Here is a 16696-nt window from a genome sequence, read left to right on the forward strand (position 1 = left end):
GTTTAAAGGAGGTAGTTATGGAATTTCATCATGTATCAGTTCTTTTAAATGAATGTATAGAAAATTTAAAGATAAAACCAGATGGAGTATATGTTGACTGTACTATGGGGGGTGCAGGACATTCCAAAGAGATAGTAAAAAAATTATCAGATAAAGGATTGTTTATAGGGTTTGACCAAGATAAAAATGCTATAAATACAGCAAGAGAAAGACTAAGTGAATATGAAAACAGAGTAAAATTTGTTCATAGCAATTTTGAAAATATAAAAGAAGAATTGGAAAAAATAGGAGTTTATAAGATAGATGGTGTATTAGCAGATTTAGGAGTTTCCTCTCATCAACTTGATGAAGCTGAGAGAGGATTTTCTTATATGCAAGATGCACCACTTGATATGAGGATGGATGTTAGGTGTGAATTTTCAGCATATGATGTTGTAAACACTTATTCAGAAGATGAACTAGCTAAGATAATTAAAGATTATGGTGAAGATAACTGGGCTAAACGTATAGCTAAATTTATAGTTGAGGAAAGAGTGAATAAACCAATAGAAACCACAGGTGAATTGGTTGATACAATTAAAAAAGCTATTCCTAAAAAAGCTAGAATAGATGGGCCTCATCCAGCTAAAAGGACTTTTCAGGCTATACGAATAGAAGTAAATAATGAACTTGGAGTAATTACAAAGATGATAAATGATGCTTCTTCTATAATGAATGAAGGAGGTAGAATTTGTATAATAACATTTCATTCGTTAGAAGATAGAATAGTAAAGAATGCATTTAAATATCTTGCATCAGATTGTATATGTCCACAACATTTACCAATATGTCAATGTGACAAAGAATCTGAAGTAAAAATAATAACTAGAAAACCAATATTACCTAGTGCTGAAGAAATAGAAGTAAATCCACGTTCAAGAAGTGCTAAATTGAGAGTAGCTGAAAAAATATAATTTATATAGTTTGAGAGTAAGGGCTAGCTATGTAATAAAATAATAAACTTCTTAATGATAGTTAAAACCTATTATAGTTTTTATTAGAATAGAAAACAACTATGATATAATCGACAATATAGAAAAATATTTTCTGTTATAATATAACTAAAATAGATATTAGGAGTGAAGAAAAATAGAGAATAAGCATAAAAAATTATTAATAAAAATTTGTATTATATTGGGGGTACTTGCTATTTACTTTTTTATACCTCCTGTTAAAAAAATGGTAAATCAGATGATATTTTATCTGAGTATGTTAAATTTAGATGCAATTAAGGAGTACATACTATCATTTGGAGTTTGGGCACCAATAATATCATTTGCACTTATGATATTACAATCAATAGCTGCACCTCTTCCTGCATTTTTAATTACTTTTGCAAATGCAGCCTTATTTGGATGGGTAAATGGTGCTATACTGTCATGGGTTAGTGCAATGGCAGGTGCTGCAATCTGTTTTGTAATTGGGAGATTTTTAGGTAGAGATATAGTTGCAAAACTTACAAGTAAATTTGCACTAGAAAGTATAGATGGTTTTTTTGATAAATATGGAAAACATACAATTTTAATTGCAAGATTGCTTCCTTTTATATCTTTTGACCTTGTGAGTTATGCAGCAGGTCTAACATCTATGAGTTTTATATCTTTCTTTATAGCTACTGGGGTAGGACAATTACCAGCAACCATTGTATATTCTTATGTTGGTGGGATGTTGACTGGTGGAGCTAAAGTCATGATGACAGGACTTTTAATATTATTTGCTTTAAGTGTATTGATTTATATGTTAAAGAAAATATATAGTGATAAAAATAAATAAAAATTAGTGTATAATCTATAGGTTCGATATTCAAGAATTAGTGAATCTATAGATTTTTTGTTGTGTATAGAAAAAATTACAAATAGATTGTGTAATAGTGTATTAATTTAGCGATGAAATTTTAAAGGAAGAGATATGATTAATAACAAATATAGTATAGAGGAAAATCTAAAAATCTATATTATCGGGGTGATAATTTGAAAAAAAATTATAAAATACATAATCTAAATGAATATAAAAATAAAAAAAAGAATAATTATAAAAAGAGAATTAATAAAAAAATAGGGGCTAAATGTATTTTATTGATTACAACTTTCGTAGTAATAATATTGAATCTATGTGGTTATTCAAAAATTTCAGAAATGAAATATGATATTTATTATTTACAAAAAGATTTAAGAAAAAAAGAGATAGTATTAGAGGAACTAAAGGCAAAAGAAACTGAAAAAACATCAATAAAAGAAATTGAGTTAAAAGCAAAGGAATTGCTCAATATGGACTATCCAAAAGATGGACAAATAAAGTATATAAATGTGGATAACTAGGGGGAATAGGTTTGAGAAAAGTAAAAAGGATAAGCAAAAAAAGACTGGTACTTGTTCTTGTTTTAGCATGTGCACTGTTTTTTTGCCTTGTTATTAGGACTGGATACTTACAACTTATGAAAGGTAATTGGTTGAGTACAAAAGCATTAGAACAACAAACAAGAGATATACCTATAGAGCCTAAAAGAGGAACTATATATGATAGAAATATGAAAGAATTGGCAGTAAGTGTAACTAAATATACAGTTTGGTGCAAACCTGTAGAAGTTGAAGATAAAAAAGAAGCGGCTGAAAAAGTTGCTGAAATTTTGGACGAAGACTATAAAGATATTTATTCTCTAATAAGTAAAAAAAATATGGCTCTTGTAAAGGTCAAAAGATGGATAGATGATGATAAGGCAAGTAAAATAAGGGATGCTAAATTAGGTGGAATATGGGTAGCAGAAGACAATCAAAGATATTATCCTTATGGAAATTTTGCACCATATGTAATAGGTCATACTTCTTCAGATGCAACAGGGATATCTGGTATAGAGATGCAATATGATAAAAAATTAAAAGGGAAAGCTGGAAAACTAATAGTAAGTACTGATGCTTCAGGTAGAGAAATTCCACAAGGTATGGAAAAATATTATGAACCTGTTCAAGGGAATGGTCTTGTATTGTCTATAGATGAAGTAATCCAACATTATACTGAAAAAGCAGTACAAAAAGCTTATGAAATAAACAATGCAAAGAAAGTCACTGCAATAGCAATGAATCCTAAAACTGGTGATATACTTGCTCTAGCATCAAAACCAGATTATGACCCTAACGACTCAAGAACACCAATATATCCATATTATCAAGAAGAACTTGAAAAATATAGCGATAAAGACAAAATAAAGGGCTATTATCAAATGTGGAGAAATCCAGCAGTAAGTGATACATATGAACCAGGTTCTACATTTAAACTTATTACATCTTCTAGTGCTCTTGAAGAAGGAGTAATAAAAGATGGTGAGAAATTCACATGTACAGGTAGTGTAACTGTAGGAGGAAGAAAGATTAAATGTTGGAGACACTATAGACCTCATGGAACACAAGAGTTTAAACAAGCAGTACAAAATTCTTGTAACCCTGTGTTTGTTGAATTAGGAAGTAGATTAGGTGTTGGTAAAATGTATGATTATATAGAATCTTTTGGTCTTATGAATAAGACAGGTATAGATTTACCAGGAGAAGCTAAGGGGATATTATATAATGAAAAAAATGTAGGTCCAGTCGAGTTAGCTACAATATCATTTGGTCAATCCATATCAGTAACTCCAATACAACTTATAACAGCTATATCATCAATAGCAAATGGTGGAGATTTAATGCAACCAAGAGTAGTAAAATCTTATACTGACAATAAAGGTAATATAACTGAGACAGTAAAACCAAAAAAAGTAAGAAATGTTATATCTAAAGAAACATCCAAAAAAATGTTAGAAATTGCAGAGTCAGTTGTAACTGATGGTGGAGGAAAAATTGCATATATACCAGGATATAGACTAGGTGGGAAAACAGGTACAGCTCAAAAGGTTATAGATGGTAAATATGCTCAAGGAAAATATATATGTTCATTCGTGGGAATAGCACCTTGTGATGACCCACAAATTGTAGTTCTTGCTATTGTTGATGAGCCAACAGGAGTAAGTGCATTTGGTAGTACTACAGCAGGACCTATAGTAAAAGAAATAATGAATGATTCTCTAAAATATTTAGGGGTTAAACCAGTATATAAAGAAGAAGAAAAAGCTGAATATGAAAAGAAACAAGTCAAAGTACCAGATGTAAGAAATTTAAAAATTGGAGATGCAGTGAAAGCACTAGAAGATGCGAAGTTAAAACCAAATTTAGATACAGATATAGAAATTCCAAAGGATACAAAAGTAAAGGATGTTTTTCCAAAACCTGGAATAAAAGTTAATGAAGATTCAAGTATAACACTATATTTTGAAAACTAAAAAGTAACAGATAATTAACATATATCCATAAACATCTTCAAAAAAACAGAAATATAGTATATAATTATAAAGTTAAGAGTTATCGTAGGCAATGTATATGTAACGGTATACATTGCCTTTTGTTGCTAAGATAATATAGCTAATGTTTTATAAGGAGGAGTTTGAGAATGGAGTGCTTAACAATAAAGGAGTTAGTACTTGCAACTAATGGAAAGTTAATATATGGAGATTATAATGACTGTGTAAGTGATATAGTTATAGATAGCAGGGAAGCAAAGGCACAAAATGCATTTGTAGCCATAGTTGGAGAAAATTTAGATGGGCATACATTTATAAAGTCTGCCTATGATAGTGGATGTAAAACTTTTATAAAAAATAAAAGTAATGGAATAAAATTAGAAAGTTCGGATATAAATTTAATAGAGGTAAAAGATACAACTTTGGCTCTAGGAAATATTTCCAGATATTATAAAGAAAAATTTGACATTCCATTTATAGGTGTTACAGGTAGTGTAGGGAAAACAACTACTAGAGATATGATATATGCAGCTATTTCTGCAAAATTAAACATCTTGAAAAATGAAAAGAACCTAAATAATCATTTTGGGGTTCCTTTGACTTTGTTTAATTTAAATAAAGAACATGAGTGTGCTGTAATAGAAATGGGAATGTCTGGATTTAATGAAATAAAGTATTTGGTGGACATAGTAAATCCTAAAATTGCAGTCATATCAAATATAGGATTATCGCACATAGAAAACCTAGGTTCACAAGAAGGGATTTTAAAGGCAAAGCTGGAGATTGCTTCAAACTTTGATGATACAAATACCTTGATTGTGAATGGTGATGATAAATTTTTATCTACACTAAAAGAAAAAGAGCACATATATAAGTTAAAAACATTTGGATTTAATAAAGATAATGACATTTATTGTGAAGATTATACTATGGAAGAAGATAGTTTGACATTTACGTGTGTCATAAATGGAAAAAAAGAGGAAATATTTATACCAACAATAGGAGAGCATAATATATATAATGCTATGTCAGCTATATTAATTGGCATGAGTTTAAATATTTCTTTGGATTATATAAAAACAGGTTTAAAAAACTTCAAAGGGACAAAAATGAGATTAGACATAATAAAAAATGAAAGATTAATAATAATTAATGACTCATATAATGCCAGTCCAGATTCTATGGAAGCAGCCTTAAAAATACTTGGAAGATATAAAGGTAGAAAAGTAGCAATACTTGGAGATATGCTTGAGATGGGTGAAATTTCAGAGTATGGTCATAGATTAGTTGGAAAATCATCTATGAATAATACTGATATTATAATAACTATAGGTGAAAATTCAGTGTTTATTGGAGACGAAGCAAAACGATTAGGATTCGATTCATCCAATATATATCACTTTAAAAATAGAGATGATGTATTTAATCAATTAGATGAATTAATAAAAACAGGAGACACTATTTTAGTGAAAGGCTCAAGAGGCATGAAATTAGAAAAAATAGTTGAATATCTAAATAAATAAGCTTAAACTAATGAGTTGATTGACAAGGGAGAGGAGTTTTATGATGTTAGGAATAACAGAGCTTACGTACACCGCATTGATTGCGTTTTTGATAGTAATTATAATAGGACCAATATTTATACCAATGCTTAGGAAATTTAAATTTGGTCAGACAGTTAGAGATGATGGACCTCAAACACATCTAGCTAAGAATGGAACACCTACTATGGGTGGAATTATAATGATTGTTGCAATTCTAATAACTGGACTTACAAGAGTAAAAGTTAGTCATGACATGGCAGTAGGTCTTATATGTATTGCTGGTTTTGGTTTTATTGGTTTTTTAGATGACTTTATAAAAATAAAGCTAAAAAGGTCACTTGGACTAAAAGCATATCAAAAAATAATCCTTCAAGTTGCATTATCTTTTTATGTTGCTTTTTATCAGTATACGTCATCATCAAGTGCTTCGCAACTTATGATACCATTTACAGATTTTGTAATAAATGTTGGGATACTATATATACCAATAATGATGTTTATAATAGTAGCAATAGTAAATGCTGTAAATTTAACTGATGGTCTAGATGGTCTAGCATCAGGAGTGACTTTAGTTGTTTCTGTATTTTTTATGTTGTTTGCAAGTTCAGTTGCAGGTAATACAGAAGTTGCAGTTTTGGCAGCAGCAACTGTTGGAGCATGTCTAGGCTTTTTAGGATTTAATTCATATCCAGCTAGAGTGTTTATGGGAGATACAGGTTCAATGGCACTAGGAGGTGCGGTTGTAGCATTTTCAGTTTTAACTAATTCTGTGCTTATAATACCTATAATTGGAGGTATTTATTTTGCAGAAGCTCTATCAGTTTTAATTCAAGTTGGATATTTTAAAGCAACTAGAAAGAGATTCTTTAAGATGGCTCCAATACACCATCATTTTGAACAATGTGGCTGGCCAGAAACAAGAGTTGTATTTGTTTTTTGGATTATTACAGTTGTTTTAGCTTGGATAAGTATAATAGCAGTATTTTAGGCCTAGGGGGAATAAAAAATGGACTTAAGTGGAAAAAAAGTTTTATTAGTAGGGCTTGCAAAAACTGGTATATCTACAATTAAACATTTAGATAAATTAGGAGCAAGTATAATTGTAAATGATATTAAAGATGAAAATAAATTAAAAAACATACTTGATGAATTAAAATCTATAAATGACATAGAATACATATTAGGATGCCATCCAGAGGATGTAGACGATGTAGATATGGTTGTAGTATCTCCAGGGGTACCATTAGACCTGCCATTTATTTTGGAACTAAAGAATTCAGGCAAGTGTATAATTGGTGAGGTAGAATTAGCTTTTAAATTGTCAAATAATCCAACTTTTATAGGGATTACAGGTACAAATGGTAAGACAACTACAACTAGCTTAGTAGGAGAAATTTTTTCAAGTGCCAAAAAAGATACATATGTAGTTGGTAATATAGGGAATCCTGTAATAGATACTATAGAAACTTCAAATGAAGAATCTATACTTGTAACTGAACTGAGTAGTTTCCAACTTGAAAGTGTGGATGAATTTAGACCTAAAGTAAGTGCAATATTAAACATTACAGAAGATCATTTAAATAGACATCATACTATGGAAAAGTACATAGAAGCTAAATCAAAAATATTTATGAATCAAAATGCTGAAGATTTTTGTGTATTAAATTATGATGATGAAATAGTGAGAGGTCTAGCTGATAAATGTAATGCCAAAATAATTTATTTTTCAAGAACTCATAGAGTAAATGGAGGAGTATATTTAGAAAATAATGACATAATAATAGATATAGAGGATAAGATTAAGTTTCTAAATAAAGATGATGTAAGTTTGCCTGGATGCCATAATTTAGAAAATTGTATGGCAGCAATAGCAATCGCATATGTTTGTAAAGTAGATTTAGAAGTAATAAAAGATGTATTGATGACATTTAAAGGAGTTGAACACAGACAAGAGTTTGTAAGAAACTTAGATAATGTAATGTATGTAAATGATTCAAAGGGAACTAATCCAGATTCTACTATAAAAGCTGTACAGTCTTATAATAGACCTATAGTGCTTATAGCAGGAGGAATGGATAAGGGAAGCAACTTTGATGAACTTCTTGAAATTGCAAAGTCATATGTTAAATCATTAATCTTATTAGGAGAAACTGCACCAAAGATAGAAAGTTGTGCTAAAAATAAAGGATTTAATGACATACATATAGTAAAAGATATGGAGGAAGCAGTTAAGACTTCTCATGAGATTTCAAAAAATGGAGATATAGTGCTTCTTTCACCAGCTTGTGCAAGTTGGGATATGTATGAAAGTTTTGAAGTAAGAGGAAAAGACTTCAAAGATAATGTAAACAATTTAAAATAATCTCTTACCTCTAAACTTACTTAGATGGAAGAATGGAGGTAGATTAGTTGGATGCCTAAAGAAAATTTGAAAAAACAAATTGACATAAGGATGAAGACTGAATTTGATGGAGTAGTATTTTATACTACTATGCTTTTAGTATTTGTAGGAATAGTTATGGTGTTTAGTGCAAGTTTTATACAATCTTCATTTAAACATAATGATGCATACTATTTTCTAAAGAAAAATGTAATATATGCTATACTGGGATTTATAGTTATGATTATTACATCTAGAATAGACTATAATTTTTGGAAGAAAAATGCTACAGCAATTGGAGCTATAGCAGTAGTACTATTATTGTTGGTTTTAACTCCTTTGGGAATAGAAGCAAATGGAGCAAAAAGATGGTTAGGGATAGGTGCTTTAACATTTCAGCCTGCAGAAATTGCAAAGTTTGCTACAATAATATTAACTGCAAAATTGATTGAGAAAAATTATGATAAAATAAAATCTTTGACAAAAGGTGTTGTACCACTTCTCGTAGTTCCAGGAATATTTTTTGCGTTGATAATACTTCAACCAAATTTGTCAACAGCAGGTACTGTAATTCTAGTTACATTTGTAATGATATTTGTTGCTGGGATGGATATGAAAATTGTATTTGCTATGATAGGAAGTGGGGCTGCTTTATTTGCTGCATTAGTAATTGCTGAACCGTATAGACTTAGTCGTGTTACATCTTTTTTAGACCCATTTCAAGATCCACTTGGTAAGGGGTATCAGGTAATACAAGGTTTATATGCATTAGGCTCAGGAGGACTGTTTGGTTTAGGCTTAGGAAAGAGTAAGCAAAAGTATTTTTATATACCAGAGCCACAAAATGACTTTATATTTGCTATAATAGGAGAAGAGTTAGGATTAATTGGTTGTATAATAGTTATAATGCTATTTGTAGCCTTAGTCTACAGATGTGTAAGAATAGCGCTGAAGACTTCTAATGTATTTGCTTGTATGGTTGTCATAGGTATAGGGGCACAAATTGGAATACAAGCAGCTTTAAATATAGCAGTTGCAACATCATCAATGCCAGCTACAGGTGTAGCACTACCATTTATAAGTTATGGGGGTACCTCACTCACCATCTTTATGGGGGCTGTAGGTATAGTGTTGAACATCTCAAAGCATGTCAAAATTAATTAACAGGAGATGATGATTTGATGAAAGTTTTATTATCGGGCGGTGGAACTGGAGGACACGTATATCCAGCTATAGCTATTGCTAACAAAATAAGAGATGAACATCCAGACGCCGAGATAATGTTTGTTGGGACGGAAAAGGGAATAGAATCAGAAATAGTTCCTAAGTATGGATTTGAATTGAAAACTGTAACAGTACAAGGATTTAAGAGAAAAATAGACTTCGATAATGTAAAAAGAGTTTTTAAGCTTTTTAAAGGATTGGAACAATCAAGAAAAATTGTTAAAAAATTTAAGCCAGATGTAGTCATAGGAACTGGTGGATATGTCAGTGGACCTGTTTTATTTAATGCGTCCATGGGAAAAATACCAGCTATAATACATGAGCAAAATTCTTTTCCTGGAGTAACTAATAAGATTTTATCCAAAACAGTTACAAAGGTACTTACAAGTTTTGAAGATTCACATAAAAGATTTCCTGAGGCAGCTGAAGAAAAATTAGTTTTTACAGGAAATCCAGTTAGAAAAGAAATTTTGTTATCAAGAAAAAATATCGCAAGAAAAAATTTAGGGATAAGTGAAGAGAAAAAAATGGTACTTTGCTATGGTGGTAGTGGAGGTTCAAGAAAAATAAATGATGCAATGAGACTTGTCATAAAGAATATGGTCAATGAAGATATAGCTTTTATATTTGCAACAGGAAAAAGCTATTATGAAGAATTTATGGAAAGTATCAGTAATATAAATCTTAAACCATACCAAAAAGTAGTACCTTATTTAGAAGATATGGCAAATGCACTTGCAGCAAGTGATTTAGTTATAGGTAGTGCAGGAGCAATTTCACTAGCTGAAATAACAGCTCTTGGCAAACCTTCTATAATAATACCTAAAGCATATACTGCTGAAAATCATCAAGAGTACAATGCTAAGAGTATAGAGAAGCAAGGTGCAGGGGTTGCAATTCTAGAAAAAAACTTAACTCCAGAAAGCCTAAATACAGCCGTATTTAAACTTTTAGGCGATAGAGAGCTTCTAGTTGACATGGCAAATGCAAGTAAAACTATAGGTAGACCTGAGGCGATAGACCTTATATATGATGAGATAATAAAGGTATACAACTCAACACAAAAATCAACAGCTAAAAAATCAAAAAAAGAAAAAGTTGTTGAGGAAGTAAAAAAAGAAGCAGCTCCAAGTATAGAAGGTCAGGCTAAAGTAATAGGAATAAAGAAAAGATAAATAGATATTTACCCCTAATTTATAATATATTAGATTTTCTAAATTATTCTAAATTAGGGGTTTATTTGTGTGTATACAAGTTTTAAGTTATAAAAAACATATAGTATTTTATATTTATTTTGATGAAATATCAATTTAATCCTCTTTTTTAATGTTTTATTAGATTGTTTTGTAAAAAAATGAGAAAATTTGACTTTAAATATTATATTTTTTTTGTAGGAAATATAAACTCGAAAGGTGTATTTATTAACCAAAGGGGTTGATTGTATTTGAAGAGGAGAAAGAAGCTAAATACGAATAATGTTATGATAGTTTTGGTTTTTATACTTATGCTATCTTTTGGGATATGTATTATTGTAGGGAGTGATTTATTTGATGTAAAGAGGATAGATGTGATTGGAAATAAAAGAGTCACCAAGTCAAATATAATGAAAGAGTTAAATGTAAGTTCACATGAAAATATATTTGCATACAATTTTAAAGACATGAAAAGTAAGCTTATGAAAAATCCATATATAGAAGATGTAGAAATAAAAAGGAAACTTCCAAATAAGATAATTATAAGCTTAAAGGAAAAAGAAATTTTTGCAGCATTAAAGGATGAAGATAACTATTGTTATATAGATAAAAAAGGGAACTTATTAGAGGAACTAAAAGGTACTAATGAAAGCAAAAATGATTTGATAGTGGAAGTAGATTATAGTATTGATGATACGAAATCAATAAAATTTAAAGATTATAAAACTAAAGAGAATGTATTTAAGACTTTAAATTATTTAAAAGAAGAAGGTATTTATAGAAAAATAAATTATGTAAACTTTAAAAAAGAAGGGAATGTAGATATGCTTACGAGAAGCAATATAAAAATCTTACTTTCTAATGATGATAACTTAGATTATAATATATCTAGGGTAAATAAAATTTTGATTGACCTGCAAAATAAAAATACCAATGGTGGGACTATAAATCTAAATTATGGAAAGCTAGCTGTATATAGTCCAGAAGGATAGACAATTGTAAGGAAGTGATATTTTGAAAAAAAGATTTATAAATAAGAGTATAATCATAGGAAGTATTGTATTGGGAGTTCTCGTTAGTTTACAATTAAAAATTATTAATATAGAAAATAGAGGGATGACGACTTTTAAGAGAGGAGAGCAACTTACAGAAGAACTTAAATCTCTAAAAAAAGAAAAGGAAAATCTTCAATCAGAAATTAATAGTGTAAAAAAAGATATAGATACTTATAGAGGTAAAAGTGAAAAAGGAGAGCAAGATATACTTAAATCAGAAATAGAAAAATATGAAACCTTAGCTGGATATACAGATGTAGAAGGAAAAGGTATTGAAGTTGAAATAAATTCTACAAAAACCTTAGGAAGCTTTGATAAAAATGACAGTATACTATATAATTATGATTTATTACTGTCAATGATAAATAAATTAAATTCAGCACAAGCAAGTGCCATATCTATAAATAATCAAAGATTAGTTTCAAATACATATATGTATTTGAAAGAAGATAAACTTTATATGAATGATACTGTTATAAAGGAGCCAATTACAATAAAGGCAATTGGTGATTCTGATACATTAGCTTCTGCGCTCAATATAAAGTACGGTATTGTCTGGGAAATAGAAACGTATTATAATGCAAAGGTAAAAGTGGCTAAAGAAGATAATGTAAAAATAAATGGACACGGTGATACAGAAAAAGTAGAGAGGAAATAATAGTATGAAAAAGAAAATGATTATATTAGGAGCATTCATATTAGGCATTTTCATATCAACTTATATAAAATCACTGAACCCAAATAAAGTGTATATAACATTGAGTCAGACTAAAAATATTGAAAGTGAAATAGAAAATACAAATAAGGAAATAAAAAATCTAAAAGAAGCTCTTAAAAGTAATAAAAATACTTTAGATGAATATAAGCAAGCAGAAAATAATGGAAATGAATCGATTCAAACATTAATGAAAAAAGAACTTGAAGAAGTTAAAGAGTTAAGTGGCTACTCAACTGTCACAGGTCCAGGAATAACTATTACTATGAAGGATAGTGAAAGAGAATTAAAAGATGGACAAAATCCAAACGACCTGATTATACATGATATTGACATTCTAAGAGTTTTAAATGATTTGAAAAAAGCAGGTGCAAAAGCAATATCTATAAATGGAGAAAGAGTATTGTCAACAAGTAAGATAAAATGTTCAGGAGCAACTATTACAGTGAACGATACTACATATGGACAACCATTTATAATAAAAGCTATAGGAGATATAGATTTATTGAGTGCAGCTATAAATTCTCCAGAATCATATGCTAAATCTCTAAAGGATATATATGGAATTAATATAAAAATACAGGAAAATAATGGAAATAAGGTGGATTTATTTGCAAAATAAAACGAAAAATACAAAAAAATAAAGAAAAAATAAAAAAAATTAATAAAAAGGATTGTAATATAGTTGTGTTTCAAAGTAAAATAAAGAGGTGAAGATTTATGATATGGGTGTTAGGAGGATTGGCATTTGGTGTGGTAGTAGGTTACTACATTCCATTTACATATTCTATGGATTATTCGATATATATGTCAGTAGCTATTCTTGCAATAATGGATTCTATATTTGGAGCGATAAAATCCAGTTTTGAAGATAACTATGATAATGTAATTTTTGTTACTGGTTTCATAGGGAATGCTATCTTGGCTATATTATTGACTTATATAGGAGAAAAGTTAGGAATTTCACTTTATTATGTAGCAGTATTAGTTTTTGGTATGAGACTATTTAATAATTTATCCATAATTAGACGTTATATCATTGCCAATATTATGAATAAAAAACATAAAAATTAAAGAGCTTTTGATATATACATAAAATATTTTATACTTAAAGAGTAATATTTGACAATATAAGTAAGAAAATTAAAAAGGAAAATTTACGTTTTTGTGGAATATGTTAGTTAAAGGTTAACAAAATAAAAGAAGAAAATGATATAATTAATACATACGATAACTTTGAATCATGAGATAAGGGGGTTTATGATGCTAAACTTTGACGTAGAATTAGAAGAATGTGCACAAATTAAAGTAATAGGTGTAGGTGGCGGTGGAAACAATGCTGTCAATAGAATGGTAGAAGCTCAACTTAAAGGTGTTGAATTTATATCAGTAAATACAGATAAACAAGCTTTATATACATCAAAGGCTGAATATAAAGTTCAAATAGGAGAAAAATTAACTAGAGGACTTGGTGCAGGAGCTAATCCAGAAGTAGGAAAAAGAGCTGCTGAAGAAAGTAAAGATGAAATAGTAAAACTACTTCAAGGAGCTGATATGGTATTTGTTACAGCTGGAATGGGTGGTGGTACTGGTACAGGAGCTGCCCCAGTAGTTGCAGGCTTAGCTAAAGAAATGGGTATCCTTACAGTAGGTGTAGTTACAAAACCTTTTGCATTTGAAGGTAAAATAAGAATGAAAAATGCTGAAGGTGGAATAGCTGAGCTTAAGTCAAAGGTAGATACTCTTATAACAATACCAAATGATAGACTTTTACAAATAGTACAAAAGAATACTTCAATGTTGGATGCTTTTGCAGTTGCAGATGATGTGTTAAAACAAGGTATACAATCAATTTCTGACCTTATAGCAGTTGAAGGATTAATAAACTTAGACTTTGCAGATGTTACTACTATAATGAAAGATAAAGGTCTTGCTCATATGGGTATAGGTAGTGCTAGTGGAGAAACTAGAGCTATAGATGCTGCTAGACAAGCTATCCAATCTCCACTTTTAGAAACATCAATACAAGGAGCAAAAGGAGTACTTCTTAATGTTACAGGTGGTCCTAACTTAGGATTATTTGAAGTTAATGAAGCATCTACTTTAGTTATGGAATCATGTGACCCAGAAGCAAATGTTATATTTGGTGCTTCTATAAAAGAAGATTTAGGCGATGAAATAATGATTACAGTAATCGCAACAGGATTTGAAGGCTTACAAGGTGGGATTTTAGATTTGGATACTAAGCCTAAATCAAGTATAAGATCTTCTTTGAATACAACCGTAAAACAAGTTGTAAAAGAAATAGAAGAAGAAGAAATTGTCGTTGAAGAAAAGATAGAAGCTCCTAAAAAGGCGAGTATAATAGAAGAAGACGATGATGAGAGCATGGAAATACCTACATTCTTAAGAAGAAGAAGATAATATGTAAATTTATAAAGAAGTCAATAGACTTCTTTTTATTTTTTGTATTTTAATCTATTATTTCTTAAAATATATTCTAGTATCAAAAAAATATAAAAAAGTAAAGTTTTTTTATTAAGTATAGAAAAAAATGATAATTATACAAATGGTTATAGTTTTTTATAATTAGACAATGATATTTTTATTTGGTAATATTAAATCTGAATTGAATTGTAAAAATTTGAGGAAAAAGAGAAATTAAAGTCTGAAAGGGGATTAAGTATGATTAAGCTAAAAAAAATTCTTTCTTTAGCCATGGTTGCTGTTTTGTCAACATCACTTCTTGCTGGATGTACAAAAAAAGAAGAATCTAAAGGAAAAGATGGCAAAGAAAAATTAGTTGTATGGTCTGCACCATTAACAGATCATGATGCAGATGCATGGAAACCGATACTTGAGAAATTTGAAAAGGAAAATAACTGTGAAATTGAATTTCAAATAGTACCATGGGATAATTATGCAGAAAAATATGCTACTGCAATCAGTGCAGGTGAGGGGCCAGATATAGGATATATGTATGCAGAAATGTTTCCTCAATTTATAGAAATGGGAGCAGTTGAAGATTTAACTCCTTATTTAGAAAAATCAGGAACTTCAGACAATTATTTATACTTAGATAATGCAAAAATGATGGGTGGAATTTACGGTTTACCTATAGAAGCTGCTAATCCAGGTGTATTATACTATAATAAAGATATACTAGAAAAATTGGGAGAAAAACCTCCTAAAACATGGGAAGATTTTAAAAGAATATGTGAAAAAGCAACAAAAGATACTGATGGAGATGGAAAAATCGACCAATGGGGTCTTGCACAAGGTTGGGGTTCTAAAGTGTTTGGTAGTTTAAACTGGAACTGGTATCCATATCTATGGCAAGCTGGTGGAGATATATATAATGATGATTTAAAATCAGTTAAATTTAATAATGAAGAAGGATTAAAAGCTGCTAACTTTATAAATGATATGAAAAAATATATACCAGATAATGCTTTATCAAAAGACAGTAATGAAATGGTTGAAAGTGTATTTGGACCAGGAAAAGCTGCATTTACTATAATGCTGTCTTCTGCTGCTACAAGTACTTTTGATAAATCATTCCCAGACTTAAACTGGGGATATGTAACTTCATTAGAAGATAAAACAGTTGGTAGTTTTGCTTCAGTAGATGATTTAACTTTAATGTCAGCGTGTAAAAACAAAGAACTTGGCTTTAAACTTCTTGAATATATGTTAAGTAAAGACTCAATGGAAGCTTTCCATAAAGAGATACCAAGAGCACCAGTTGCTAAAGGTGAAAAATATCAAGGAGACCCAAGATTTGAAGAAATGGTAACAAAAGATAAAAATATGTACAGACCATTAACAGTTGGACCTCATGGAGTAGAAATATATGAACACTTATGGAAACAACTTCAAATGATGATAGCTGGAGATAAGACTCCAGAACAAGCACTAAATGAATCTGCAAAATATGCAAATGAATTATTAGCACAATAGTTTAAGTTTATATTTGAATTTATAGACTATGCAACTTAATTTTATACAAGTAAAAGATTTACTTGCTATATTATTAAGTCGCATAGTCTTTTTTTATGGAAATATTCCAAAAGTAGGGTTGAATAACTTCTACCTAGATATATTGAATTCTACAAAAAAGCCTATTTGTTTGATACTAAAAAAATATCTTTTGACGACATAAAGTATAAGACATATATCATTGTTATTTTTAAATAGAATTTGTTTTGGATTCGACTGT

The 16696-nt window shown here is 29.6% G+C and carries 15 protein-coding genes; all 15 read left to right on the plus strand.

The features are described from left to right. The first annotated feature begins 17 nt into the window (after positions 1-17). A complete protein-coding gene (rsmH, locus tag KGF36_RS00230; RefSeq protein ID WP_227829182.1) occupies positions 18-953 on the plus strand; it encodes a 16S rRNA (cytosine(1402)-N(4))-methyltransferase RsmH in 936 nt (311 codons plus the stop codon). A 277-nt stretch (positions 954-1230) separates the two neighbouring features. Continuing rightward, positions 1231-1812, plus strand: a complete 582-nt coding sequence (locus tag KGF36_RS00235) for a TVP38/TMEM64 family protein (RefSeq protein ID WP_255626171.1) — start codon at positions 1231-1233, stop codon at positions 1810-1812. A gap of 197 nt (positions 1813-2009) precedes the next feature. Beyond that, positions 2010-2357: a hypothetical protein gene (locus KGF36_RS00240; protein WP_227829181.1), complete on the plus strand. Its 348-nt coding sequence runs from the start codon at positions 2010-2012 to the stop codon at positions 2355-2357. An 11-nt stretch (positions 2358-2368) separates the two neighbouring features. Beyond that, entirely contained in the window at positions 2369-4348 is a 1980-nt protein-coding gene (locus KGF36_RS00245) for a stage V sporulation protein D (protein WP_227829180.1), read from the plus strand. A gap of 167 nt (positions 4349-4515) precedes the next feature. After that, the gene (locus KGF36_RS00250) at positions 4516-5889 is read left to right on the plus strand and encodes a UDP-N-acetylmuramoyl-tripeptide--D-alanyl-D-alanine ligase (RefSeq protein ID WP_227850123.1); all 1374 of its coding nucleotides are present in this window, start codon (positions 4516-4518) and stop codon (positions 5887-5889) included. Positions 5890-5929: 40 nt separating this feature from the next. Continuing rightward, positions 5930-6898, plus strand: a complete 969-nt coding sequence (gene mraY / locus KGF36_RS00255) for a phospho-N-acetylmuramoyl-pentapeptide-transferase (protein WP_227829178.1) — start codon at positions 5930-5932, stop codon at positions 6896-6898. Positions 6899-6916: 18 nt separating this feature from the next. Beyond that, positions 6917-8272 carry a UDP-N-acetylmuramoyl-L-alanine--D-glutamate ligase gene (murD, locus tag KGF36_RS00260; protein ID WP_227829177.1) on the plus strand — a complete coding sequence of 452 codons (1356 nt, stop codon included), beginning with the start codon at positions 6917-6919 and terminating at the stop codon, positions 8270-8272. Positions 8273-8323: 51 nt separating this feature from the next. Continuing rightward, positions 8324-9454, plus strand: coding sequence for a stage V sporulation protein E (gene spoVE / locus KGF36_RS00265; RefSeq protein WP_227432412.1), 1131 nt, complete (start codon positions 8324-8326; stop codon positions 9452-9454). Between the two features lie 17 nt (positions 9455-9471). Continuing rightward, positions 9472-10689, plus strand: coding sequence for an undecaprenyldiphospho-muramoylpentapeptide beta-N-acetylglucosaminyltransferase (gene murG / locus KGF36_RS00270; RefSeq protein ID WP_227829176.1), 1218 nt, complete (start codon positions 9472-9474; stop codon positions 10687-10689). A 269-nt stretch (positions 10690-10958) separates the two neighbouring features. Continuing rightward, a complete protein-coding gene (locus tag KGF36_RS00275; protein WP_227829175.1) occupies positions 10959-11699 on the plus strand; it encodes an FtsQ-type POTRA domain-containing protein in 741 nt (246 codons plus the stop codon). A 22-nt stretch (positions 11700-11721) separates the two neighbouring features. Then, positions 11722-12420 (plus strand): DUF881 domain-containing protein, encoded by a 699-nt coding sequence (locus KGF36_RS00280; RefSeq protein WP_227829174.1) that lies wholly within the window; start codon positions 11722-11724, stop codon positions 12418-12420. 4 nt (positions 12421-12424) lie between these two features. Next, positions 12425-13099 carry a DUF881 domain-containing protein gene (locus tag KGF36_RS00285; protein ID WP_227829173.1) on the plus strand — a complete coding sequence of 225 codons (675 nt, stop codon included), beginning with the start codon at positions 12425-12427 and terminating at the stop codon, positions 13097-13099. Between the two features lie 98 nt (positions 13100-13197). Further along, the gene (locus tag KGF36_RS00290) at positions 13198-13551 is read left to right on the plus strand and encodes a small basic family protein (RefSeq protein WP_227829172.1); all 354 of its coding nucleotides are present in this window, start codon (positions 13198-13200) and stop codon (positions 13549-13551) included. 189 nt (positions 13552-13740) lie between these two features. Beyond that, positions 13741-14901, plus strand: a complete 1161-nt coding sequence (gene ftsZ / locus KGF36_RS00295) for a cell division protein FtsZ (RefSeq protein WP_227432418.1) — start codon at positions 13741-13743, stop codon at positions 14899-14901. 261 nt (positions 14902-15162) lie between these two features. Continuing rightward, positions 15163-16437, plus strand: coding sequence for an ABC transporter substrate-binding protein (locus KGF36_RS00300; protein WP_227829171.1), 1275 nt, complete (start codon positions 15163-15165; stop codon positions 16435-16437). Positions 16438-16696: the final 259 nt, after the last annotated feature.

Source organism: Clostridioides sp. ZZV14-6009 (assembly GCF_020658095.1).
Taxonomy (GTDB): Bacteria; Bacillota; Clostridia; order Peptostreptococcales; family Peptostreptococcaceae; genus Clostridioides.

What these genes read in the sequence shown, in the direction of transcription:
- rsmH (WP_227829182.1), top strand. Translation starts at nt 18, where the DNA reads ATGGAATTTCATCATGTATCAGTTCTTTTAAATGAATGTATAGAAAAT.
- KGF36_RS00235 (WP_255626171.1), top strand. Translation starts at nt 1,231, where the DNA reads ATGATATTTTATCTGAGTATGTTAAATTTAGATGCAATTAAGGAGTAC.
- KGF36_RS00250 (WP_227850123.1), top strand. Translation starts at nt 4,516, where the DNA reads ATGGAGTGCTTAACAATAAAGGAGTTAGTACTTGCAACTAATGGAAAG.
- mraY (WP_227829178.1), top strand. Translation starts at nt 5,930, where the DNA reads ATGATGTTAGGAATAACAGAGCTTACGTACACCGCATTGATTGCGTTT.
- murD (WP_227829177.1), top strand. Translation starts at nt 6,917, where the DNA reads ATGGACTTAAGTGGAAAAAAAGTTTTATTAGTAGGGCTTGCAAAAACT.
- spoVE (WP_227432412.1), top strand. Translation starts at nt 8,324, where the DNA reads ATGCCTAAAGAAAATTTGAAAAAACAAATTGACATAAGGATGAAGACT.
- murG (WP_227829176.1), top strand. Translation starts at nt 9,472, where the DNA reads ATGAAAGTTTTATTATCGGGCGGTGGAACTGGAGGACACGTATATCCA.
- KGF36_RS00285 (WP_227829173.1), top strand. Translation starts at nt 12,425, where the DNA reads ATGAAAAAGAAAATGATTATATTAGGAGCATTCATATTAGGCATTTTC.
- KGF36_RS00290 (WP_227829172.1), top strand. Translation starts at nt 13,198, where the DNA reads ATGATATGGGTGTTAGGAGGATTGGCATTTGGTGTGGTAGTAGGTTAC.
- ftsZ (WP_227432418.1), top strand. Translation starts at nt 13,741, where the DNA reads ATGCTAAACTTTGACGTAGAATTAGAAGAATGTGCACAAATTAAAGTA.
- KGF36_RS00300 (WP_227829171.1), top strand. Translation starts at nt 15,163, where the DNA reads ATGATTAAGCTAAAAAAAATTCTTTCTTTAGCCATGGTTGCTGTTTTG.